Origin of the sequence: Paraburkholderia sp. J11-2 (assembly GCF_905220185.1) — a bacterium.
GTDB lineage: Bacteria > Pseudomonadota > Gammaproteobacteria > Burkholderiales > Burkholderiaceae > Paraburkholderia.
Map to the genome: position 1 here is coordinate 22,810 of NZ_CAJMYY010000023.1, position 22,387 is coordinate 45,196.

A 22,387-nucleotide genomic window follows, 5' to 3' on the forward strand; every position below is an offset into this window, starting at 1 on the left:
GCACCCACCGCACGTGATCAGCGAGGACCCACGCTCATGAGCTTCCTCACCCTGCAAGGCATCTCGAAGCGCTATGGCGACTTCACGGCGATCGAGCAGCTCGACCTCACGGTCGCGCGCGGCGAGTTTCTCTCGCTGCTCGGTCCCTCGGGCTGCGGCAAGACGACGACACTGCAGATGATCGCGGGCTTCGTCACGCCGAGCACGGGCCGCATCACGCTAGACGGCCGCGACATCACGCACGAGCGGCCCGAAAAACGCGGCATCGGCGTGGTGTTTCAAAGCTATGCGCTCTTTCCGCACATGACTGTGGCCGGCAACGTGGGCTTCGGTCTGGAGATGCAGAAGATGAAGCGCGCGCAACGCGCCGAGCGCATTGCCGAGGCGCTGGACCTCGTGCGCCTGCGCGGGCTCGACGCGCGCTACCCGAAAGAGCTTTCGGGCGGCCAGCGCCAACGTGTGGCGATTGCTCGCGCACTGGCCATGCAGCCCGAACTGCTGCTGCTCGACGAGCCAATGTCGAATCTCGACGCCAAGCTGCGAGAAGAGATGCATATCGAGTTGCGCGCGATCCAGAAGCGCCTTGGCATCACGACTATTCTCGTGACCCACGACCAGGTGGAAGCGATGACGATGAGCGACCGCATTGCGGTCATGCATCGCGGCACGATCGCGCAGTTGAGCACACCGTTCGACGCGTACGAGCGCCCGGCCACGCCGTTCGCTTCGACCTTCCTTGGCCGCACCAATACGCTGGAAGGCGAAGTCCTGCGCCGCAACCTGCGCTGCGCCGAGGTCGAGGTAGGCGGCACGATGCTGCACGTGCCCCACGAAGGCCGCGAGGTCGCGGGCGCCGTGAACGTCTATATCCGCCCCGAAAAAGTGCGTCTCGCCAATGGCGACGCGCGCCTCACAGGCCGCGTGAGCACGCGCGTGTTCGTCGGCAATCAGTGGCTGCTCGCCGTCGAGACCGAGCTTGGCAAGCTGCATATCGCGCAACCCAATCACGGTGCGCCGCCGCCCGATGAGGGCCACGAAGTCGGACTCGCGTGGACCGACGACGATCTGCGCGTGCTCACGCGGGAGGGCGCCCATGGCAACGCTTGACGACTCGCGCGCGGGCGCCGCGCCTTGGCTGCTCTCCGCGCCCGCGCTGCTGCTGTTTCTCGCGCTGCTGCTGGTGCCGCTGCTGCTCACCTTCGTGCTCTCGTTTCATGTGTTCAGCGATCTTGCGGGCGTGCAACGCGGCTGGACCGTTACGAATTACCTGGAGGTCCTGAGCGATCCGTACTACGGTGAAATCTTCCTGCGCACTGCGGGCCTGGCGTTCGCCGTCACACTGCTTTCCATCGTGCTCGGCGTGCCGGAAACGCTGGTGCTCGCGCGCATGCGGCGTCCATGGCAATCCGTTTGTCTGTTGATCGTGCTCGGCCCGCTGTTGATTTCCGTGGTCGTGCGCACGCTCGGCTGGCAAATCCTGCTGGGCAATAACGGCGTGCTCAACAACGCACTCCAGGCGCTGCACATCACCGACGAGCCCATTCGCCTCGTCTTCACCATGACCGGCACGATCATCGCGCTCACGCACGTGCTCGTGCCGTTCATGGTGATGTCGGTCTGGGCGACGCTGCAAAAGCTCGATCCGCAGGTGGAATGGGCCGGCCGCTCGCTCGGCGCCTCGCCGCTGCGCGTGTTCCGCCGCGTGATCCTGCCGCAGATCATGCCGGGCGTGCTCTCGGGTTCGATCATCGTGTTCGCGCTCTCGGCCTCCGCGTTCGCTACGCCTGCGCTGATCGGCGGGCGGCGGCTGAAGGTCGTCGCCACGGCTGCTTACGACGAGTTCCTCGGTACGCTGAACTGGCCACTGGGCGCGAGCATTGCCGTGCTGCTGCTGATCGCCAACGTGGCAATCGTGATGGGCTGCAGCCGTCTCGCCGAGCGCCGCTTCAAGCACATCTTCGACTAACGGGGCTCGACATGAAACGCAACGGATTCCTCGGGCTCGCGTTCAACGCGCTCTTTCTCGCCTTCATGCTCGCGCCGATCGTCGTGGTGCTGCTCGTGGCCTTCACGGACAAGGGCTATATCTCGATGCCGTTCGACGGTGCCTCGCTGCGCTGGTTTCGCGCGATCCTGCAGAACGGCGACATTGTCGCCGCGTTCTGGCTTTCGGTGCGCCTCGCGTTCGCGGCGGCCACCATCGGCGTGGCGCTCGCGGTGCCCGCCGCGCTCGCCATCGCGCGCTACCGCTTTGCAGGCCGCGGCGCGCTGGTGAGCTTCTTCCTCTCGCCGATGATGATCCCCGCCGTGGTGCTCGGCATTGCGTTCCTGCGCTTTCTTTCACTGCTCAACCTGAACGGTTCCTTCTGGGCACTCGTCGCCGCGCACGTGGTGATCGTGCTGCCGTATGCGCTGCGCCTCGCGCTTTCTTCGGCGGTCGGCCTCGATCGCGACGCCGAGCGTGCCGCCCTTTCGTGCGGAGCGAGTCGCTTCACGGCGTTCCGCCGCGTCGTGCTGCCGATGATCCGCACGGGCGTAGCGGGCGGCTGGGTGCTGTCGTTCATCCAGAGCTTCGATGAACTGACCATGACGATTTTCGTCGCGACGCCCGGCACCACCACACTGCCCGTCGCCATGTACAACCAGATCGCGCAAACGATCGATCCGCTCGTCACTTCGGTGTCGGCGGTGCTGATCGTCGGCACGATCCTGCTGATGCTGCTGCTCGACCGCATGGTCGGGCTGGACCGCATCCTGATCGGAGAAGCCCGATGACACAACACTCCTCCACGAGCCCCGACGTGCTCGTGATCGGCGGCGGCCTCGTCGGCTCCGCCGTGGCCTACGGCCTCGCTCGTGAAGGCGCGCGCGTGACCGTGCTCGACGAGGACGACGGCGGCTTTCGCGCCTCGCGCGGCAATTTCGGCCTCGTCTGGATTCAGGGCAAAGGTTACGGCCTTTCGCCGTACGCGCGCTGGTCGCGCAGTTCGGCGCAGCGCTGGCCACTGCTCGCGCAAAGCCTCGCCGACGAAGCGCGCGTGGACGTCGCGCTGCGACAGCCCGGCGGCTTTCATATCTGCTTCTCGGACGAAGAACTCGCCGAACGCCATAAACGGCTCTCCACCTTGCAGGCCGAGATCGGTGATTATCCGTTCGAACTGCTAAATAACCGAGAGCTGCGCGAGCGGCTTCCGGGCATCGGCCCCGAGGTCGCGGGCGCTAGCTATACGCCGATGGATGGTCACGTCAACCCGCTCAAGCTGCTGCGTGCATTGCATGTCGCGATGCAACGGCGCGGCGTGCGGCTCGTCTCCGGCGAGCGCGCCGAGCGCGTTGTAGCCGGAACCAGCGGCTTCAGCGTGCAGGGCCGGCGCGGCGTGTACCACGCGGCGCGCGTCGTGCTCGCAGCGGGGCTCGGCAATCGCACGCTCGCGCCGCACGTGGGCCTGAATGCGCCCGTTGCGCCCAATCGCGGCCAGGTGCTCGTGAGCGAGCGCGTCGAACCGTTTCTGCGCTACCCGACCATCAACGTGCGGCAGACCGACGAAGGCACGGTGCAGTTCGGCGACTCGATGGAAGAGGCCGGCTTCAACGACTTCACCACTACGCCGATCCTGCGCCAGATTGCGGCGCGCGGCGTGCGCGCGTTTCCCATGCTGGCCCATGTGCGGCTCGTGCGCATGTGGGCCGCGCTGCGCGTGTACAGCCCCGATGGCTTTCCGATCTACGACCAGTCGGAGGCGCATCCGGGGGCCTTCGTCGTCACTTGCCATAGCGGCGTGACGCTCGCTGCGGCGCACGCGCTGCGTATTGCCCCGTGGATTCTGGGCGCGCCAATGCCCGCCGAACTCCCCGCCTTCTCCGCAAACCGCTTCGCAACCGATGCGGCTGCCGAACCGATCCTTGCTCACTGACCCTGCCATGACAGCCCACTCTACCCAAGCGCCCGCGCCGCTGTTCAAGACGCTCACCGACGCCGAAAAGCGCGTCGATATCTGGTTCAACGGCCAACCGCTCTCCGTGCCTGGCGATCGCTCCGTCGCCGCTGCGTTGCTCGCCGCGGGCATATCGCGGTTTCGCGCGACGCCCGTTTCGGGAGCGCCACGCGCACCATTCTGCATGATGGGCGCGTGCTTCGAATGTCTCGTGGAAATAGACGGCGTGCCGAGCCGCCAGAGCTGCATGGTGCCCGTGCACGGGGGCATGCATATCCGCTCGCAGGAAGGCGCGCGCGACCTGCCGCCCGGAGCGGCCACGAATGCCGACACGCTCGAGGAGAACGCTCATGCCCGGTGATTATCAAGGCGACGCCAAAGCCGATTTCCACGCAGAAGCCATCGATGTCGTCGTGGTCGGCGCCGGTCCCGCAGGCATGAGCGCGGCGACGCGTTCGGCGCGCGCCGGACTCTCAGTGGTCCTGATCGACGAGCAGGACGCCGTAGGCGGCCAGATCTACCGCGCGATAGGCCGCGCCGACGCGCGCCGCAAGGAGATACTCGGCCCCGACTACGCGGCGGGCGACGCCATCGCCCAGGCGTTCTCACGCTCAGGCGCGCGCCACGTAGCGCATGCGTCCGTGTGGCAGGTCACGCGCGAGCATGCGGTTCACTACCTCAAGGACGGCAAGGTGGGCAGCTTGCAGGCCAAGCGCGTGATTCTCGCGAGCGGCGCGCTGGAGCGGCCCTTTCCCATTCCCGGCTGGACGCTGCCCGGCGTACTCACGGCGGGCGCGGCGCAAATCCTGCTGAAAAGCGCGGGCGAAGTGCCCGCCTCGCCACCCGTGCTCGCGGGCTGCGGGCCGCTGCTCTATCTGCTCGGCTGGCAATACGTGCGGGCGGGCGTGCCGATTCGCGCGCTCGTCGACACCACGCGCCACGAAGACCGCTGGCGTGCGAAACGCCACCTGCTGGCCGCGCTGCGCTCGTGGCCGTTCTTGAGCAAAGGCCTGCAGTTGATCCGCACGCTGCGCGAGGCCAAGGTGCCGATTTTCGAAGCCGCCGACGACCTTGCCGTCGAAGGCCGCCAGGACAGCGACGGCGTGCAGCGCGCAGCCGCGCTCACGTTCACGTCGCAAGGCCGTGCGCAACGTATCGAGGCCGATGTGATCCTGCTGCACCAGGGCGTGGTGCCCAATACGCAGTTCACGCAGGCGCTGCGCGCCACACATCGCTGGGACAACGGACAGCTTTGCTTCAAGCCGCAAACGGACGCATGGGGCGAACTCGACGTGCCCGGCATCTTCGTGGCCGGCGACGGCGCGGGCATCGGCGGCGCGCAGGCTGCCGCGCAACAAGGCACGCTCGCGGCGCTCGCCGCTGCGGCGCAACTGGGCACCATCGACCTGGCCGCGCGCGACCGCGAGGCCGCCCCGCATCGCGCGGAACTGGAGCGCGTGATGCGCATCCGTCCTTTCCTCGACAGCCTTTACCGCCCGCGCGACGCGAACCGTATTCCCGCCGACAGCACCATCGTCTGCCGCTGCGAGGAAGTGACGGCGGGCGAGCTGCGCGGATTCGTCGGCCTCGGCTGCGTCGGCCCGAACCAGGCGAAGTCATTCGGCCGCTGCGGCATGGGGCCGTGCCAGGGCCGCATGTGCGGACTCACCGTGACCGAAGTGATCGCCGATGCGCGCAACGTGCCGCCAGCCGAGGTCGGCTACTACCGCATCCGTCCGCCCATCAAGCCGCTCACGCTCGGAGAACTCGCCGGTGAATGACGCCCGAACTCTCTCTGCGAGCGCCGTACAGGAAGCGGACGTGCTCGTGATCGGCGGCGGCCTGCACGGTTCGAGCAGCGCCTTTCACATGGCGCGGCGCGGCGTGAGCGTGACCGTGCTCGAAGCCGACTACGTGGGCCGCCATTCGTCGGGCGTCAACGCCGGTGGCGTGCGCACGCTCGGACGCCCGCTTCCCGAGATTCCGCTCGCGCTCATGTCGCGCGAAATCTGGCACGCGCTGCCCGAAACCATCGGCGACGACGGCGGCTTCGTTCCCTCCGGACAACTGAAGATTGCCGAAACCGAGGCCGAACTGGACGAATGCCGCGAACGCGTCGCCTTGCTCGAATCGCACGGCTTCACGCACGAAAAGCTGATCGACCGTGAGACGGTGCTCGAACTCGAACCGGCGTTGGCCAGGCACGTGACGGGCGGCATCTGGGTCGAGCGCGACGGCTACGCGCTGCCCTTTCGCACCACCACGGCGTTTCGCCTCGCCGCGCAAAAGCATGGCGCGCGCTTTTTTGAAGGCACGCCGGTCACGCGCATCGAGCCGCGCGGCGAGCGCTGGATCGCCCAAACGCCGCGCGGCACCTTCGCCGCGCGCAAGCTGCTCGTCACGGCGGGCGCGTGGTCGGGCGAACTGGCGCGCCAGGCTGGCGAGAGCGTGCCTGTTCACCCCGAAGGGCTCATGCTGATGGTCACGCATCGCGTGGCGCCGTTCTGCCGCGCGACGCTCGGCGCGACGGGCCGCCCGCTTTCGTTCAAGCAGTTCGACAACGGCACGGTGGTGATTGGCGGCAAGCTGATCGGCATCGCGGATTTGCCTGGGCGCCACGGCGAAGTCGATTTCATGCGGCTCGTGAAAAGCGCACAGACTGTAGTCGATCTGTTTCCGCATCTGCGCCATCTCGGCGTGAACCGCGCATGGGCCGGTGTGGAAGCGTTCACGGCCGACTCGCTGCCCGTCATATCGGCAAGCCGGCGCGCCTCGAACCTCTACTACTCGTTCGGCTATTGCGGCAGCGGCTTTCAACTCGGGCCCGCTTGCGGGCGGCTCGTTTCCGAACTCGTGCTCGACGGTGAGCCTTCGCTTTCGCTCGATGCGTTCGCGATCGACCGCTTCGAGCGTGCCGCGGCGCACGCGCCAATGGCCGGCGTTGCTGCGCATTGATTCTCTCACCCTGTATCGCCAAGATGGCGAAGGAGCTTGCAGACACATGAACGATATCGTTCGTATCGAGACCAATCAGCGCATGAGCCGCGTCGTGAAGGCCGCCGGGCTCGTGTTCGTGGGTGGGCAGACGTCAGCCGATCCGTCGCCGGACGTGAAAGTCCAGACCGCCGCGGTGCTCGCGAAGATCGACGGCTTTCTCGCCAAAGCCGGTATCGACAAGACGCGGCTCGTCTCCGCGCAAGTGTGGCTTGCGGATATCGCGCGCGACTTCGCGGGCATGAACGAAGTGTGGGACGCCTGGGTGCCCGCAGGTTGCGCGCCCACGCGGGCTACCGTGCAGTCGCAATTGGCGTCGCCGCAATTGCTCGTGGAGATCGCGGTGGTGGCGCTGGGTTAAGCGCGGGATCGGGCTGCCGGCGCTGGCATGAAAGCGCGCCGACAGCCACGATTGCCAATCCGTAAAGCGAAGGCGCTTCTCACGCGCCCACTGTCAGCGCAAGTTCACGTTCGCGCGGCACAATGGCGAACCCACCCGAACTCAGAGGAGCGCGCGATGGCCCTTCCTTACGGCTACGTCAAGGCGAAGATGGTTTCCGCGCCGCAGTTGAAGCCCACGCGGCGGCCTCACGAAGTTCAATACCACCTGCACTTCGGTGTGACGGTCGACGGCGCGCGCTGGGACATCGCCGTCAACGTGGGCACCACCGATGCCGACGACCTGCTCAAGTACAAACTCGTATTCGACTTCAATCACAACGTGCTCACCACGCTCGAAGGCGCGGCCGAAGGCAAGACCGATCTCACGGGCACCGAAGCGCTGCCCGCCATCGACTTCGAGCGCAGCGACTTTCTCGCCAATACGGGCGCGTGGCGCGACAGCGACGTGATGGATGGCTCCGACCAGGTCGAACCGGTCGCTTCGCTGAAGCGTCTTCTGTTGCGGGCGCAACAATCTTCGCTCGACGTGTACGTGTTCGGCCGCTTCTACAGCGAAGGCGACGGCATTCACGACGTCCACATGAACCAGGGCTCGAAGGGCGAGTTCATCCACACGGCGGGCAACGACGCGAACGACCACAATGACATCTGGCAGGACGGCGCGCTGCTCGTGGATCTCGGCGACCCCGAATGGGCCTTGTATGTTGCGGCGTTCGATCAGCAATACGTGCCGACCGACGATCTCGGCAACCCGATGCCGAATTCAGAGCCGATTTCGTAGGCGCTCAACGGCAAACGGGCGCATCCCGGCTCCCCGGCATGCGCCCGCTCGTTAGACGATCGACCGCCTAGAAGTCGATCCTCGCGTTGAGGCTGACCGTGCGCGGGTCGCCCGGCGCGATGTAATCGGAGTACTGGAACATCCAGTAGCGGCGATTCGTGATGTTGTCGATCGCGGCTCGCAGCGTCACGTCGTGGCCGCCAATGCGGGTGAAGTAGTTCGCGCCCACGTTCACGAGCATGTAGCCGCCGGTTTCCAGATTGTTTGCCGGACGCACCTGCGTGCTGCCCGTGAACTTCGCATCCGCCGCCAGTTGCAGGCCTTGCACATAAGGCACGTCGTAAGTCACGCGGCCCGCGGCCACGAACGTCGGCGCACCGGCTACGCGATTGCCGTTGTACGACTGGCCCTTCGCGTACCACGTATCGAGCAGCGTGACGCTGCCGGCCACCTGCCAGCTGCGGCCAAGCCGCACGCTGCCCGCCGCCTCGATCCCTTCGAAGATCGAATTGCCGTCCTGCACATAGACGTTGTCGCTGTTCGCGTACGCCGCGCCGCGCTCGATGCGGAACAGCGCCGCCGTCGCGCTCCAGCGCTCGTGCTCGCTCTTGACGCCGATCTCATACTGACGCGAGCGCAGCGGACGCAGCATCGCGCCGCCATTCGCATAAATGCTGTCGACGATCGCGCCCTGCTCCAGCGCCTCGACGTAGCTCGCGTACAGCGTCGTATTCGGCTCGAGCTTGTACATGAGCGCGAAAGTCGGCGTGAGTACGCCGTTCTGGCTGTACTGGGAGGTCTTTTCGCCCGTGGTTGCGTAGTTGTTCTGACTATAGTTCGTGTACCGCAGGCCCGCGAGCACAGACCAGCGGCTCGTGATCTGCATGGTGTCGCTCACGAACGCCGAAGCCTGCGTGATATCGCTCGCGCGATACGTTTCGAGCCCGGAGCCCGAATAGTAGCGCCACGGATTGGGCTGATACAGATTACCGTCGCCGAGCACCGTGTAGATCGAGTTCGACGCGTAGTTGTTGGTCTGATGCTGGTACGAACCGCCAATCACGAGTTGATGCGTGAACGGCCCGGTCTTCACCTTGCCCTCGAACATGCCCTGCCAGTAGATGTCCTGATGGCCTTCGTCGCCGTTCCAGCGCGCGTCGGTGTAGTCGCCTTCCTGGTTGAGCAGCGTGAGCGTGCTCTCGTTGCGATCGCGCGCCGACTTGCTGTAGCTGCCCGAGGTGGTGAACGACCAGTCGGGCGTGATCTGGTAGCGCACGCCCGCCGTGTAGAGCTGCAGGTTCGTGTTGATGTGCTGGTCGGTGCCACCAAGCAAGTTCGTGCCGCCGCTGATCACCGCCGGCAGGCTCGAGGCCGTGTAGCTGCCCGTGTAGATCGCGGGCGTTTGGCCGCTCGAACGAACGGTCTGGTAAAGCGCGTTGAACCAGACCTGCAGGTCGCGCGTGAGCTGGCCGTCGAGCGCGAGCGAAACCGAGTTGCGGTTGATATCGCCCGCGTTATAGGTCTTGCCCGCTTCCTTCGTGTAGTTCAGGCGCGCGCCGAACATGTCGTCCGGGCCGAAGCGGCGGCTCAGGTCCACGTGCGTGCTCAGCACGCCGTCCATGCGATAGCCCACGTCGAGGCTCGTGACCGGGTCCTTGTCCGGCCGCTTCGTCACGTAGTTGACGAGACCGCCCGGCTGCGCAAACCCGTACATGAAGCCGCCCAGGCCCTTGAGCAACTCCACGCGCTCCAGTTGCTCGTAAGGCATGGTGATGCCGTACGAGATGAACGGATTGCCGTCGATGCGATAACCGTTTTGCCAGTCGATGGGCAGGCCGCGAACGGTGATGTAGGTGGCCCACGCGTTATAGGCGTTGCTGTTGTTGCTGACCGAGGCGTCGCCGGCGAACACGTCGCCGAGCTTGTAGACCTGGCGCTCGGCGAGGTTCTCGCCCGTCACGACGGTGGTCGAGAACGGCGTGTCGAGCTGCGAGCGCGTGCCGAGCGCGCCGCTCGACACCGGCGTATTCAGGTGCAGCGGCGAGTCGGCAGCCTGGCTCGCGCTCACCTTCACTGCGGGCAGCGCCTGGTCCGTGCTGGTGGTGGCCGCGGCGCCGTCCTGCGCAGCGGCGGCCGGAGTCGCTGTCTGGGCAACGGCGGCCTGAGCTGCCGCAAAAGTGAGCCAGGCCGCAAAATGCAACGGCCGCAGGGGCCGGGGCTGCGTGCGTCGAGCGCGCCGCGCGTGTTCTCGGTTGTTCATGTCGTTTTGGAAGGGTCGTCTCGCCAGTGCTCGCGGATACTTCAATGAGAAGCATTCTCATTTATCACTGGCCGGCGATATTAACAAACCCTTACGACTTTTCCTAGAACCCGTATGGCATTTGTCAGTTTTGACGTATTCCTTCGAGATACTGCTCAAAACGGACGCGGACAAGGCCGATCATGTCTGTTTGGCGAAATAATCGCCTCGAGTTTTCTGGATTGGACAAGCCACCCGAGGGCGCGGCCGCCTCGCTGCTCTGCGTGATGCCCGCGCCTGGAAATACGCTAAGTCGCGACATAAAATACAGGCCCAGTCAGTCCATTCACGTGGTGGCCGCGTATGAAACACGCTACGTTCCCCGTGCTGATCGTTCTGGCTTCGGTCCCGGCCGCATGGGCCATGGGCCTCGCCTCGGCAAACGAAAACACGGTTCTCCCCTCTCCCCAGAGTGCGGCGCCTGCCACGCTGTATTGGCCGCCCGCCTCGCCCTCGTCTATCCCGCCAGGCATTTCGCGCGCCGCGTTGCACACGGGGCCGCAGAAAGAAGGCAAGTCATATTTCGAAGCGCTGCCGGCCGGCGACGAACAGCTCGACGATCAAGGCGCCCCCCTGCGCGGCGATCGTTTCCACTGGCAGCAGCCCTAGCGTTCACGCGATGTGCGGCGATCTACGCGCAATAGTCAGCGATCCTGATTATTAATGGCGGCCACTGGAATGAACTAGCGGCGCTGCGCCCCGCACACAATGCGCGCCGCATAGCAGACCCGATGGTGTGCTTGCGCCCTGGCCACGTTCGAACCGGCCACCGCGAGTTCCGTGACATGATCGGCGCGTCCTGCAACTGGAACGCCATCATGTCCCGTCCGCTTCGTTCGCATTTGCGCCTGAAAGCCTGCGTGCTTGCCGCTTCGCTCGCCCTGCTGGCTGCTCCGTTCGTCATCGATCCCGCGCAAGCCTGCACGCGCGCGCTCTATGTGGGCGATAGCGGTCTCGTCATCACCGGGCGTTCGATGGACTGGTCCGAAGACATGCGCTCGAACCTTTGGGTCTTTCCGGCAGGCATCGAACGCGACGGCAACGCGGGCCCGCGCTCGCCGCACTGGCGCTCGAAATATGGCAGCGTGGTGGTGTCGGGATACGACATCGGCAGTGTGGACGGCATGAATGAGCGCGGCCTCGTGGCCAATGCGCTCTATCTCGCGGAAACCGATTACGGCAAGCCCGACTCGGGGCACCCGCCGCTTGCCATCAGCCTGTGGGCGCAATACGTGCTCGACAATTTCGCCACGGTTCGAGAGGCCGTGGACGCGTTAGGCCGCGAGCCGTTCCAGATCATTGCGCCACCGCTTCCCGACGGCAAGCCGATCTCGATCCACCTCTCGCTTTCGGATTCGCAAGGCGACTCGGCCATTCTCGAATATATCGACGGCAAGCTCGTGATCATGCACGACAAGGCGTACAAGGTCATGACGAACTCGCCGATCTACCCCGAACAACTCGCGCTCGACACGTACTGGAAAGGCGTAGGCGGCCTCGCCTTTCTGCCCGGCACGAATCGCGCAGCCGACCGCTTCGTACGCACCTCATTTCTGCTCGATGCGATTCCCAAGAAGCCCGACCCTGCCTATATGGCCGGTGTGCCGCAGCAAAACCCCGCTTATCAGGCCGTGGCGAGCGTGATGAGCCTCATGCGCTCCGTGAGCGTGCCGCTCGGCATCACCACGCCCAACATGCCGAATCTTTCGTCGACGATCTGGCGCACCGTGGCGGACCAGACGAACCGCGTTTATTACTTCGATTCCGCCACACGCCCCGACACCTTCTGGATCTCGCTGAGCAAGCTCGACCTCAAACCCGGCGCGCCGGTGATGAAGCTCACCATCGATTCCGGCCAGGTGTATTCAGGCGAGGTGTCCGGCAAATTCGTCGCGACGCCTTCGTTCAAGTTCATGCCCGCGTCCGCGCAGTGATCACTGCGCGCGCAGCCACGCTCATTTCGCGAACAGCTGGCCGATATCCTTGAACGCCTTGAATTCGAGCGCGTTGCCGCACGGGTCGAGCAAGAACATCGTGGCCTGCTCGCCCACCTGCCCCTTGAAGCGCACGTAAGGTTCGATCACGAACTTCACGCCGAACGTCTTGAGGCGCTCGGCCAGCGCCTCCCAGTCGCCCCAGCTCAGCACCACGCCGAAATGCGGCACGGGCACGTCGTGGCCGTCCACGGGGTTCGTGTGCGCATGATCCTGCGAGGCCGTTTTCGGATGCTCGTGAATCACGAGCTGATGGCCGAAGAAGTCGAAGTCGACCCATTGCGCGCTGGAGCGCCCCTCCGCAAGACCGAATACGCGGCCGTAGAAGTCGCGCGCGGCTGCAAGGTCATAAACGGGAATGGCGAGGTGAAAGGGGGAAAGGGACATGCGTGTCTCCACTGTCTTCGAAGGCAATCCTGTCATGGTAGACAGACCGAAGCAAAAACAAAATCAATATATAATTTTCTGATCCACAAATATTATTGATGAATGATACGCGAACTCAGAACCCTCGTTGCCGTGGCGAGAGAAGGCACGTTCGCCGCCGCGGGACAAAAGATCGGCTTGACCCAGGCCGCCGTGAGCGCGCAAATCCAGCGCCTCGAGGCGGAGCTGGGCTTCGCGCTGTTCGACCGCGAGGGGCGCGCGGCGCGCCTGAACGCAATGGGCCAGCACATTCTTGCCCAGGCGCAGGAGGTCATCCGGCTCTATGAAAGCCTGAGTTCGAGCGCGGCCGGCCCCGCGGCGACCGGGCGCGTCACGCTCGGCGCGATCGCTTCCGTGCAGCGTGCGCTCGTGCCCGAGGCGCTGGCCGAATTCCACCGCCGTTGTGCCGGCTGCCGCACGCGTGTGATTCCGGGCGTTTCGATGGAGCTGCACAATCTCGTGGATGCAGGCGAAATCGACATGGCGGCCATCATCCGGCCACCCTTCGCACTGCAAAGCGATTTGCGCTGGACCACGCTCGCGCGCGAGCCGTTCCGGCTCATCGTGCCGCGCCACGTGAAAGGCCATGACTGGGCCGAACTGCTGGCTACGCAACCCTTCATCCGCTACGACCGCGCGTCTTTCGGCGGACGTCAGGTGGACCGCTTCCTGCGTCGCATGCACTACACCGTGCAGGACCTGAGCGAACTCGACGAACTCGAGGCCATCGTCGGGCTCGTTGCGAACGGCGTGGGCGTTGCGCTGGTGCCGCAGACATCGGCATGGCGGCGCTGGCCCGCCAAAGTGCGCGCGATCGATCTCGGGCAGCACACGTTCCACCGCGATGTCGGCCTCGTGCATCGCGCGCCGGGCACGCTCAGCGAGCCTGCGCGTCTGCTGATCCAGCTGCTCGAATCCCGCGCCCAGGAACAGCAGACGGACGCGGAGCCATGAACACAGTCGATTAAACCAAATTAGGCGAAAAATACATTAAAAATAACTGGACGAAAATCAATACGATTGCACAAATCACTAGACCGTGCCGTCCAACCCACAGGAACGCCTATGCCGCGCCCCATCGCCGCCCGCATTCACCCCGACGCCATCCGCCACAACCTGCAGCTTGCGAAGCAGCTCGCTGCCGGCTCGCGCGCCTTCGCCGTCATCAAGGCCAATGCGTACGGGCACGGCATCGAGCGGATCTATCCGGCGCTCGCGGGCGCCGACGGCATCGCGCTGCTCGACCTCGATGAAGCGGTGCGCGTGCGCGAACTGGGCTGGACCAAACCGCTGCTGCTGCTCGAAGGCGTGTTCGAGCCCGCCGACGTGGAGCTAGCCGTCGCACACCGGCTCACCGTGGCCGTGCATTGCGACGAACAACTCGATCTGCTCGCGGCGGCAAAGCCGCAGCGCCCCATCGACATTCAGCTGAAGATGAACTCGGGCATGAACCGCCTGGGCTTTCGCCCGCATGCGTATCGGGCGGCGTGGGAGCGCGCGCGCGCCATCCCGTCGATCGGTGCAATTAGCCTCATGACGCACTTCGCGAACGCCGACGACGGCCAGGTCGACTGGCAGCTCGACACGTTCGACGCTGTCGTGCGCGACATTCCCGGCGAGCAGTCGGTGTCGAATTCGGCAGGCGTGCTCTGGCACCCGCGCGCGCACCGCGACTGGGTGCGCCCGGGCACGATCCTGTATGGCGCGTCGCCCACGGGCGTGGCGCGGCACGTGGAAGGCTTCGGCCTGCGCTCGGCCATGACGCTCACGAGCCGCATCATCGGCGTGCAAACGCTCGCGCCGCAGGAAACCATCGGCTATGGCCGCACCTTCGCGGTCGACCGGCCCATGCGCATTGGCGTCGTGGCGTGCGGCTATGCGGACGGCTATCCGCGCCACGCGCACACCGGCACGCCGATCGCCGTGGACGGCGTGCGCACGCGCGTAGTGGGCCGCGTGTCGATGGACATGCTCACCGTCGATCTCACGCCGTGCCCGCAGGCGGGCATCGGTTCGAGCGTCGAGCTGTGGGGCGATCAGGTGCGCGTGGACGAAGTGGCCGAGGCGTCGGGCACGATCGGCTATGAGCTGATGTGCGCGATCGCGCGGCGCGTGCCGGTGATCGTGACCGATGGCGCGCAGACCCCCAGCACCGCACGGGCACAAGGCGAGCACGTAGCTGCCTGAGCGCGAGTCTGACCGCGCTGAAAGCCTCCTGACGAAATTTCGTCAAACTTCCGGTTGAGCCCCGGCCTTGCGTCACCTATTTTTGTGTTGACACGCGCAGCGCATCGCACGCCGCGCGTGGCCAACACATCAAGGAGACGCTCGTGGCCGACCAGGAGACTCAAGCCTACGCGCCGCATCACGCGGACTACCGCCTCATAGGCGGCGCAGGCGAACGCGCGCGCGCAGCGGGCCTCGTCAACGCGGACTGGTACCGGTGCGCCGTGCCGCGCCCCGTGATGAAGCAGCTGATGCAGCGCAGCGACGCACGCGCCATCCGCGACACCGCGATCTGGTACGCGGCCATCGTCGCGAGCGGCGTGCTCGCCGGTTTCCTCTGGCACGCGCATTCATGGTGGGCCCTGCCCGCGTTCCTGCTGTACGGCACGCTCTATTGCAGCCCGGCCGATTCGCGCTGGCACGAGTCGGGTCACGGCACCGCCTTCAAAACGCGCTGGATGAACGACGTGCTCTATCAGATCGCGTCATTCCAGGTGTTTCGCTGCGCGACGATCTGGCGATGGAGCCACGCGCGCCATCACACCGACACGCTCGTCGTGGGCCGCGATCCCGAGATCGCCGCGCCACGCCCCACCGACTGGCTTTCGCTCGCGCTGAACATCTTCGCGCTCAAGCACGTATCGCGTGAACTGCCGCGCATGATCCGCGCCGCTTGCGCACGCCTGGGCGCGGAAGAACAAAGCTTCGTGCCCGCCTCAGAATGGCCCAAGGCCATTCGCGAAGCGCGCCTGAGCCTGCTCGTGTACGCGATCGTGATTGGCGCGTGCATCGGCTTTCGCACGATCCTGCCACTGCTGTATATCGGCCTGCCGAGCCTCTACGGCGCGTGGCTCTATCTCTACTTCGGCCTCACGCAGCACGCGGGCATGCCCGAGAACGTGCTCGACCACCGGCGCAATTGCCGCACGGTGATGATGAATCCCGTGTTCCGCTTTCTGTACTGGAACATGAATTATCACGTCGAGCATCACATGTTTCCGATGATTCCTTTTCACGCGCTGCCGCGCCTGCACGAAGTCGTGAAAATGGATATGCCGCCGCCCTACCCCAGCAGCCTGGCCGCCTACGCGGAAATCATTCCCGCGCTCGTGCGGCAAACACGCGATCCCTCGTATCACGTGGCGCGCCCGGTTCCGGGTCACGCCGAAGCTTGACAACCGGTTGCCAGCGCAACCATCCATAAAGACCGGAGACACCCCATGACCCAATGGATCGACGCAGCCGCACTCGACGATATCGAAGACGAAGACGTCATGCGATTCGACCACGGCGGACGCACCTTTGCCATCTATCGCGTGGAAGACGAGGTCTACGCGAGCGACGGCCTCTGCACGCACGAACATGTCCACCTGAGCGACGGCCTCGTCATGGGCCATGTGATCGAATGTCCGAAGCACAATGGCCGCTTCGACGTGCGCGACGGCAAACCGCTTTGCGCACCGGTATGCGAAAAGCTCGCAACGTATCCGGCGAAAGTAGAAGGCGGACGGATTTATATTGAAGTGTGATGCAGAGAAACTTTCCGCGAAGCAAGCTACAAAAGCCGCGCAAACGTTAGCGCGCCACTCGCCGATCATTATGGTGTATTAAACAAGCCAACTTGAGCGCTTACTCGGTCCCATGTAACGAGAATGACATAAATAGCCATTAGCGTGCTGATTCTCCATATTAATCGGAATGGATGGTCATGCACCCCGCGCTCGCGCAATTTCGTCGTCCGGGACTTCCCGTGGGCCCGCGCAGCGCCGGAGAACTGGCTCTGGAAGTGCCGGCCATCGACGCTTCGGATTCGAACTCTCTCGTCATGGAGATTTTCTATTCGAGGCGCGACATGGCGAGTCTCGCGGTGATCGAAAACGATCGCCCTGTCGGCCTAATCAACCGCGATATCTTCCTGTCGCAAATGAGCAAGCCGTTTCATCGCGAGCTATACGACAAGAAGAGCTGCATCGCGTTCATGGACAAGGAGCCCTTGATCGTCGATGTGGGCATGAGCATCGAAGCGCTCACGTTCAAAACCGTTGAAGTCGGCGAAAAGGCGCTCGTGGACGGTTTCATCGTGACGCGCGAAGGCCGCTTCGTTGGCGTGGGCAATGGCTTGCGCCTGCTCTCCGTCGTGGCGGAAATGCAGGCCGAAAAGAATCGTCAGATCATGCAGAGCATCGAGTATGCGAGCGTGATCCAGCAAGCCATGCTGCGCGCCTCGCGCGAAACGCTCGGAACCATGCTGCCCGATGCCGCGCTCCTCTGGGAGCCGCGCGATGTCGTGGGCGGCGACTTCTACCATTTCGCGGCGTTCGCCGACGGCTGGTTCGGCGCAGTGGCCGATTGCACGGGCCACGGCGTGCCCGGCGCATTCATGACCTTGCTCGCTTCGGCTTCGCTTTCGCAGGCGCTCGAACAGATTGGACCGCGCAACCCTTGCGCGTTGCTGGCGGCCGTCAATCGCAACGTGAAGGGACTGCTCGGGCAAATCAACGGCGCAGGCGACGCACCGCAGTCCAACGACGGCCTGGACGCCGCCTTCTTCTGGTTCGACGCCGCCAGCCAGGTGCTGCATTTTGCGGGCGCGCGCGTCGCGCTGCATGTGTTGCGACCGGACGCCGCCGAATTCGAAAGCATCGCAGGCGACCGCATGGGCGTGGGCTATGTGGACAGCCTCGCGGACTACACCTGGACACAGCACACCGTTGCCGCGCCGCGCGGCAGCCTGCTGTTCGTTTCCACGGATGGCCTGACCGACCAGATTGGCGGCCCGCGTAACATCGCCTTCGGAAAACGCCGGACGCTCGACCGGGTTCTCGCCGAACGCGAGCACGCTTCTTCTTTCATCTGCGCGCGCCTGCTCGAGACTTTCGCCGATTGGCAAGGTTCACAGGCGCGCCGCGACGACGTCACGCTTTTCTTCGCACGAGTCTGAGGTAGTTCACCAATATGTCTGCAATTCTGGATCAAAACTGCTGCTTCTTCGAAATCGCACAGAAGCGCAATTTGCTCTTCTATCACAAGGGGTATTTTTCGCACAGCATCGTCGCGGCGATGAGCGAAGTCGTGAAGCTGCAACTGGAAGTGGCAGGACTGAGCACGTCCACACGCAGAAGGATCTTTTCGTCGTTCATCGAGCTTTCGCACAATATCGTGCACTACTCGTGCGACGCGCTCTCCGAAGATCGAGGCCAGGGCGGAGCGATTCGCGAAGGCGCGATGTGCATTTCCGCGGAAGGCGAGCGCCACCTCATGGTGTGCGTGAACCCCATCGCCACGGCAGCCGTGGATGATTTGCGCGAGAAGCTGGAGCCGCTGCGCAACATGTCGATCGAAGAGATCAAGCAGGCCTACAAGATGTCGCTGCGCGCCGAAACGCCTGCCGACAGCAAAGGCGCGGGACTGGGTTTTCTGACGATGGCGCGCGACGCCAGTGCGCCGCTCGAATTCGCGTTTCATCCACGCGAAGACGATACGGACACCACACTGTTTTGCCTCAAGACCATCATCTGACCAGAGCACGCGTACAAAATGGATAACCTTTTTATCGCCGCCACGGCAACGTCGCCGGAAATCGATTTCCGCTTCGACGAAAACGTGCTGTCACTGCGGGGCGAGTCGTATCCCGAGCACGCGGCCGCGTTCTATACGCCGATCATCGAGCGGCTCAACCTGTGGCTCAAAGGTTGCGAAGGCGCCGCGATCACGGTCGAGGTGACGCTCACCTACTTCAACAGTTCGAGCACGAAAATGCTGTTCAGCGTGTTCGATGCGCTGGATCGCGCGGCGGCGGCAGGCAACGCGGTGCAGGTGAACTGGTATCGCGACGAAGAAGACGAAACGATCCTCGAATTCGGTGAGGAACTGCAAACCGACTTCACGGCAATCAAGTTCAATGATTGCCCGGTTGCGACCTGAGAATGCTTTGAGGACGACGCGCGTGGAAACGACTGCCTTGCGGGACACATTGAAGGATCATTATCTCGACCTGTTCCGCAGCGAAAGCGAGGCACTGGAGCGGGCCCGGGCAATTGCCGAGGTCGCGGATTCGCCCGCGCAAAGTCATCGCGAAGCGCTAGCCGAACTGATCCAGCATTACGAACGCCTGATGCGCGAAACGCGCCGCCTGATCGGGCGCAGCGATCGCGCCGAGCGCGAAATGCAGGCGCTCACGCAGCAACTGCAATATCGCGCGACGCACGACGCGCTGACCGGCGTATTGAATCGCAGCGCAGTGATCGAACGCACGGTGAAGGCGCTGCGCGCGAACCGGGCCGTGATGATCCTGCTCGACATCGACGACTTCAAGAAGGTCAACGACGACTTTGGCCATCCGGCCGGCGACAGCGTGATCTCGGGCATCGTGAACTGCCTGCGGCGCATTCTCGGCGAGACCGGCATTATCGGCCGCGTGGGCGGCGAGGAATTCACCGTCGTCCTGCCGGGTTTCGACATAGCCGATGCCCTGCAACTCGCCGAGCGCATGCGCGCGGCCATTGCGAGTCACGCGTTCGCTGCGCCGGTGTGCCGCCCCATCACGGCAAGTTTCGGCGTGAGCGACAATCCGGCCGGCACCGATTTCGACACCGCTTACGGACTCGCGGATTCCGCGCTGTACACCGCCAAGCGCGGCGGCCGAAACTGCGTGACATTCGAAGGGCAAATCGCCTCGGCAGGTTGAAACGCGGCGGCCTGGTGCCTTTAGTGCCGTTGCCGCGCAGCGCGTGCCTTTTCCTAACGCCACACTACAATGGTGCGGAGAAACTCGCGACGCGTATGAAGAATGCTGGTCACGACATCGCGCGTCGGTAGAGCAGAACAGCGCCAAAACAGCGAGGCGATCGATGACAGCGAAGCAGCCGGCACGCCTGGCATTGCCCGGGCAAGTCGTACTCGTGTTGCAGGGTGGCGGCGCGTTGGGCGCCTATCAGCTCGGCGTCTATGAGGCGATGCACAAAGCCGGCATCCAGGTGGACTGGGTGATCGGCACGTCCATTGGCGCGATCAGCGCGGCGTTGATCGCCGGAAACGCGCCGGAGCGCCGCTTCGAGCGTCTGGAGGAATTCTGGCAACGCGTCACCGACCGCACGCGCCTCGACATGGCAGTGTGGCCCGGTTTGGGGCCTGGCTGGGACAGGACGTTTGCAAAACTGATGATCATCGGCGGCGGCATTGCCGGGTTCTTTCAACCCAACCCGGCGTCGTGGTTCGGGCCGCTCGCGCGCCTGGGCGTCGATCGCGCGTCCTACTACGAGATCGCACCGCTGCGCGACACGCTCGTTTCTCTCGTCGACTTCGAACGGCTCAACTCGGGGCACCCGCGCCTCACGGTCGGCGCGGTGAACGCACGAACGGGCGCGATGCACTATTTCGATTCGCGCGACCAGCACCTGAATGTCGAACACATCATGAGTTCGGGCGCGCTGCCGCCCGCGTTCCCTGCGGTGCGCATCGACGGCGAGCCGTACTGGGACGGCGGCATCTATTCGAACACGCCGGTCGAGGTCGTGCTCGACGATAAGCCGCGCAGCAGCTCGGTCATTTTCTCGGTGCAAGTGTGGAATCCGGCGGGCCCGGAACCGGAAAGCATCTGGCAGATTGCGGAGCGGCAGAAAGACATTCAGTACGCAAGCCGCACCGAAAGCCATATCGCGCGCCAGCAGCAGATTCACCGCTTGCGCCATGTGATTCGCGAACTGGCGAAGCGCGTGCCCGAAGCCGAGCGCAACACCGCCGACGTTCGGCAGTTGGCTGCCTGGGGCTGCGAAACGACCATGCGGCTCATCAAGCTCGCGGCGCCGCGGCTCGATGGCGACGACCAGTTGAAGGACATCGACTTCACGCCGGCCGGTATTGCCGCGCGCCGGCGCGCTGGCTACGAAGCCGCCATGCGCGCGATCGAAGCAAGACCGTGGGAGGCGCCGATGGATCCCATAGAAGGCCTAAGCGTCTACAGCGCCGACGCAGAATAAAAGAAAGCGATAGGCCGTGAAGGCCCTATCGCCCCACTCGGACCGCAGTGGAAAAAAGCCGGCGGGTGGAGCCGCCGGCCGAGTAGATCGATTACGTCGTTCCGTGCACGACTGCGGCGAGCAGCGATTTGAGTTTGGTCGTGCTGTCGGCAAGACGCTCGGGTTCGATCCGCACACGGCGTGCAATGAGTTCCTGCGCAATGCGCACGTCACGGGCGATTTCTCCCGTTTGCCCTACGCCGCTCGCGCCCACCAGCCAGCCCGCGTCGTCGAACGCGAAAAAGACCTTCGATGCCGGCCCCGTTTCACGCACAGCCCGGGTCGAGCCGAACCCGGGCAAGCCTGCAATCTGGATCGTCGTGTCGTATTGATCGGACCAGAACCACGGCACGGCGCTGTATGCCTCGTCGTGGCCGAGCATGTTGAGCGCTGCCACGCGCGCCTGATCTTCTGCGTTGCGCCAGCATTCAAGGCGAATGCGACGCCCGTACAGCGGATGCACGAACGAGCACACGTCGCCCGCTGCGTAGATATGCGGGTCGCTCGTACTCAGCATGGGATCGACGGCAATGCCGTTGTCGATCGCGAGGCCTGCTTCCTGCGCCAGCGCCACGCGCGGCGCCACGCCAATGCCGACCACGGCTGCGTCGCAAGGCACGACAGTGCCATCGCCGAGCACGACGCCATTGACGCGCCCTTCGCCCTCGAAGCGCCGCACCTGCACGTCAAAACGCACGTCCACGCCTCGTTCGCGATGCAGGTCCACGAGGCACTGCGCCACCTCCGCGGGCACCGCGCGCATCAACGCGCGCGGCGCCGCTTCAAACACGGTGACTTCGCAACCGCGCTGTCTGGCCGAGGCCGCGACTTCAAGTCCGATGAAGCCCGCGCCAATCACCGCAATGCGCCGTCCGGACCCAAGCTCGGCTGCGATTGCGAGCGCCTCCCCGGCATTGCGCAACACATGCACGCCCGCGAGGTCTGCGCCGGGCACGCTCATGCGGCGAGGCTCCGCGCCGGTCGCGATCAGCAGGCGATGGTAGGAAAGCGTTTCGCCATGCGCGAGCGTAACCGTCTGCGCGGCGCAGTCGATCGCGCGCGCGGCGCAGCCGCTGCGCAGATCGACGCGCTGCTCGCGATAAAACGTCTCGCGATGTATCGCGCCCTGCTCCGGCGTGCGCTCGCCCACCAGCACCGCCTTCGAAAGCGGCGGCCGCTCGTACGGTTGTGCGGCTTCATCGGCGATCAGCGTAATCGCGCCTTCCCAGCCGCCTTCGCGCAAAACTTGCACGGCACGGGCGCCGCACTGCCCGCCGCCGATCACCACCATGGCATCGTCCGCATTCATTTCG

23 protein-coding genes are annotated in these 22,387 nt (G+C 64.7%); 20 read left to right on the forward strand and 3 right to left on the reverse strand.

The window, feature by feature from the left end; translation table 11 throughout:
* Positions 1–36: 36 nt before the first annotated feature.
* From U5A57_RS28400 to U5A57_RS28440, 9 genes are all read left to right on the forward strand, one after another.
* Positions 37–1,107 carry an ABC transporter ATP-binding protein gene (locus tag U5A57_RS28400; protein WP_321914957.1) on the forward strand — a complete coding sequence of 357 codons (1,071 nt, stop codon included), beginning with the start codon at positions 37–39 and terminating at the stop codon, positions 1,105–1,107.
* Complete coding sequence (locus tag U5A57_RS28405) at positions 1,094–1,966, forward strand: ABC transporter permease (protein WP_321914959.1); 873 nt, start codon at positions 1,094–1,096, stop codon at positions 1,964–1,966. Before U5A57_RS28400 ends, U5A57_RS28405 begins: the two co-directional genes overlap by 14 nt.
* 11 nt (positions 1,967–1,977) lie before the next feature.
* The gene (locus U5A57_RS28410) at positions 1,978–2,775 is read left to right on the forward strand and encodes an ABC transporter permease (protein WP_321914960.1); all 798 of its coding nucleotides are present in this window, start codon (positions 1,978–1,980) and stop codon (positions 2,773–2,775) included.
* The gene (locus tag U5A57_RS28415) at positions 2,772–3,914 is read left to right on the forward strand and encodes an FAD-dependent oxidoreductase (protein ID WP_321914961.1); all 1,143 of its coding nucleotides are present in this window, start codon (positions 2,772–2,774) and stop codon (positions 3,912–3,914) included. Before U5A57_RS28410 ends, U5A57_RS28415 begins: the two co-directional genes overlap by 4 nt.
* Positions 3,915–3,921: 7 nt before the next feature.
* Positions 3,922–4,296, forward strand: coding sequence for a (2Fe-2S)-binding protein (locus tag U5A57_RS28420; protein WP_321914962.1), 375 nt, complete (start codon positions 3,922–3,924; stop codon positions 4,294–4,296).
* Entirely contained in the window at positions 4,286–5,716 is a 1,431-nt protein-coding gene (locus U5A57_RS28425) for an NAD(P)/FAD-dependent oxidoreductase (protein ID WP_321914963.1), read from the forward strand. The genes U5A57_RS28420 and U5A57_RS28425 overlap by 11 nt, the downstream gene beginning before the upstream one ends.
* On the forward strand, positions 5,709–6,890 hold the full coding sequence (locus U5A57_RS28430; RefSeq protein WP_321914964.1) for an FAD-binding oxidoreductase: 1,182 nt from the start codon (positions 5,709–5,711) through the stop codon (positions 6,888–6,890). Before U5A57_RS28425 ends, U5A57_RS28430 begins: the two co-directional genes overlap by 8 nt.
* A gap of 46 nt (positions 6,891–6,936) precedes the next feature.
* The gene (locus tag U5A57_RS28435; protein ID WP_321914965.1) at positions 6,937–7,290 is read left to right on the forward strand and encodes a RidA family protein; all 354 of its coding nucleotides are present in this window, start codon (positions 6,937–6,939) and stop codon (positions 7,288–7,290) included.
* A gap of 156 nt (positions 7,291–7,446) precedes the next feature.
* The gene (locus U5A57_RS28440; RefSeq protein ID WP_321914966.1) at positions 7,447–8,112 is read left to right on the forward strand and encodes a DUF2278 family protein; all 666 of its coding nucleotides are present in this window, start codon (positions 7,447–7,449) and stop codon (positions 8,110–8,112) included.
* Between the two features lie 67 nt (positions 8,113–8,179).
* On the opposite strand, the gene U5A57_RS28445 is transcribed toward U5A57_RS28440, so the two are convergent.
* Entirely contained in the window at positions 8,180–10,372 is a 2,193-nt protein-coding gene (locus U5A57_RS28445) for a TonB-dependent receptor (protein ID WP_321914967.1), read from the reverse strand.
* 342 nt (positions 10,373–10,714) lie between these two features.
* Between U5A57_RS28445 and U5A57_RS28450 the strand changes: the two genes are divergently transcribed.
* The gene (locus U5A57_RS28450) at positions 10,715–11,020 is read left to right on the forward strand and encodes a hypothetical protein (protein WP_321914968.1); all 306 of its coding nucleotides are present in this window, start codon (positions 10,715–10,717) and stop codon (positions 11,018–11,020) included.
* Positions 11,021–11,229: 209 nt separating this feature from the next.
* Positions 11,230–12,345: a linear amide C-N hydrolase gene (locus U5A57_RS28455; protein ID WP_321914969.1), complete on the forward strand. Its 1,116-nt coding sequence runs from the start codon at positions 11,230–11,232 to the stop codon at positions 12,343–12,345.
* Positions 12,346–12,366: 21 nt separating this feature from the next.
* Here the strand turns inward: U5A57_RS28455 and U5A57_RS28460 are convergent, their stop codons facing one another.
* Positions 12,367–12,792 (reverse strand): VOC family protein, encoded by a 426-nt coding sequence (locus tag U5A57_RS28460; RefSeq protein WP_233888430.1) that lies wholly within the window; start codon positions 12,790–12,792, stop codon positions 12,367–12,369.
* Positions 12,793–12,894: 102 nt separating this feature from the next.
* Between U5A57_RS28460 and U5A57_RS28465 the strand changes: the two genes are divergently transcribed.
* From U5A57_RS28465 to U5A57_RS28505, 9 genes are all read left to right on the forward strand, one after another.
* The gene (locus U5A57_RS28465; protein ID WP_321914970.1) at positions 12,895–13,785 is read left to right on the forward strand and encodes a LysR family transcriptional regulator; all 891 of its coding nucleotides are present in this window, start codon (positions 12,895–12,897) and stop codon (positions 13,783–13,785) included.
* Positions 13,786–13,896: 111 nt separating this feature from the next.
* Positions 13,897–15,018, forward strand: coding sequence for an alanine racemase (gene alr, locus U5A57_RS28470; RefSeq protein ID WP_321914971.1), 1,122 nt, complete (start codon positions 13,897–13,899; stop codon positions 15,016–15,018).
* A 143-nt stretch (positions 15,019–15,161) separates the two neighbouring features.
* Positions 15,162–16,232 (forward strand): fatty acid desaturase family protein, encoded by a 1,071-nt coding sequence (locus U5A57_RS28475; RefSeq protein ID WP_321914972.1) that lies wholly within the window; start codon positions 15,162–15,164, stop codon positions 16,230–16,232.
* Positions 16,233–16,277: 45 nt separating this feature from the next.
* Entirely contained in the window at positions 16,278–16,586 is a 309-nt protein-coding gene (locus U5A57_RS28480) for a non-heme iron oxygenase ferredoxin subunit (protein WP_321914973.1), read from the forward strand.
* A gap of 296 nt (positions 16,587–16,882) precedes the next feature.
* On the forward strand, positions 16,883–17,998 hold the full coding sequence (locus U5A57_RS28485) for a SpoIIE family protein phosphatase (RefSeq protein WP_415774674.1): 1,116 nt from the start codon (positions 16,883–16,885) through the stop codon (positions 17,996–17,998).
* A 14-nt stretch (positions 17,999–18,012) separates the two neighbouring features.
* Positions 18,013–18,576, forward strand: a complete 564-nt coding sequence (locus tag U5A57_RS28490; protein ID WP_321914976.1) for a SiaB family protein kinase — start codon at positions 18,013–18,015, stop codon at positions 18,574–18,576.
* A gap of 18 nt (positions 18,577–18,594) precedes the next feature.
* Positions 18,595–18,981 (forward strand): DUF1987 domain-containing protein, encoded by a 387-nt coding sequence (locus tag U5A57_RS28495; protein WP_321914977.1) that lies wholly within the window; start codon positions 18,595–18,597, stop codon positions 18,979–18,981.
* 22 nt (positions 18,982–19,003) lie between these two features.
* Positions 19,004–19,744, forward strand: a complete 741-nt coding sequence (locus U5A57_RS28500) for a GGDEF domain-containing protein (protein ID WP_321914978.1) — start codon at positions 19,004–19,006, stop codon at positions 19,742–19,744.
* 163 nt (positions 19,745–19,907) lie between these two features.
* Positions 19,908–21,035: a patatin-like phospholipase family protein gene (locus U5A57_RS28505; RefSeq protein ID WP_321914979.1), complete on the forward strand. Its 1,128-nt coding sequence runs from the start codon at positions 19,908–19,910 to the stop codon at positions 21,033–21,035.
* A gap of 91 nt (positions 21,036–21,126) precedes the next feature.
* On the opposite strand, the gene U5A57_RS28510 is transcribed toward U5A57_RS28505, so the two are convergent.
* On the reverse strand, positions 21,127–22,383 hold the full coding sequence (locus U5A57_RS28510; protein WP_321914980.1) for an NAD(P)/FAD-dependent oxidoreductase: 1,257 nt from the start codon (positions 22,381–22,383) through the stop codon (positions 21,127–21,129).
* Positions 22,384–22,387 lie beyond the last annotated feature (4 nt).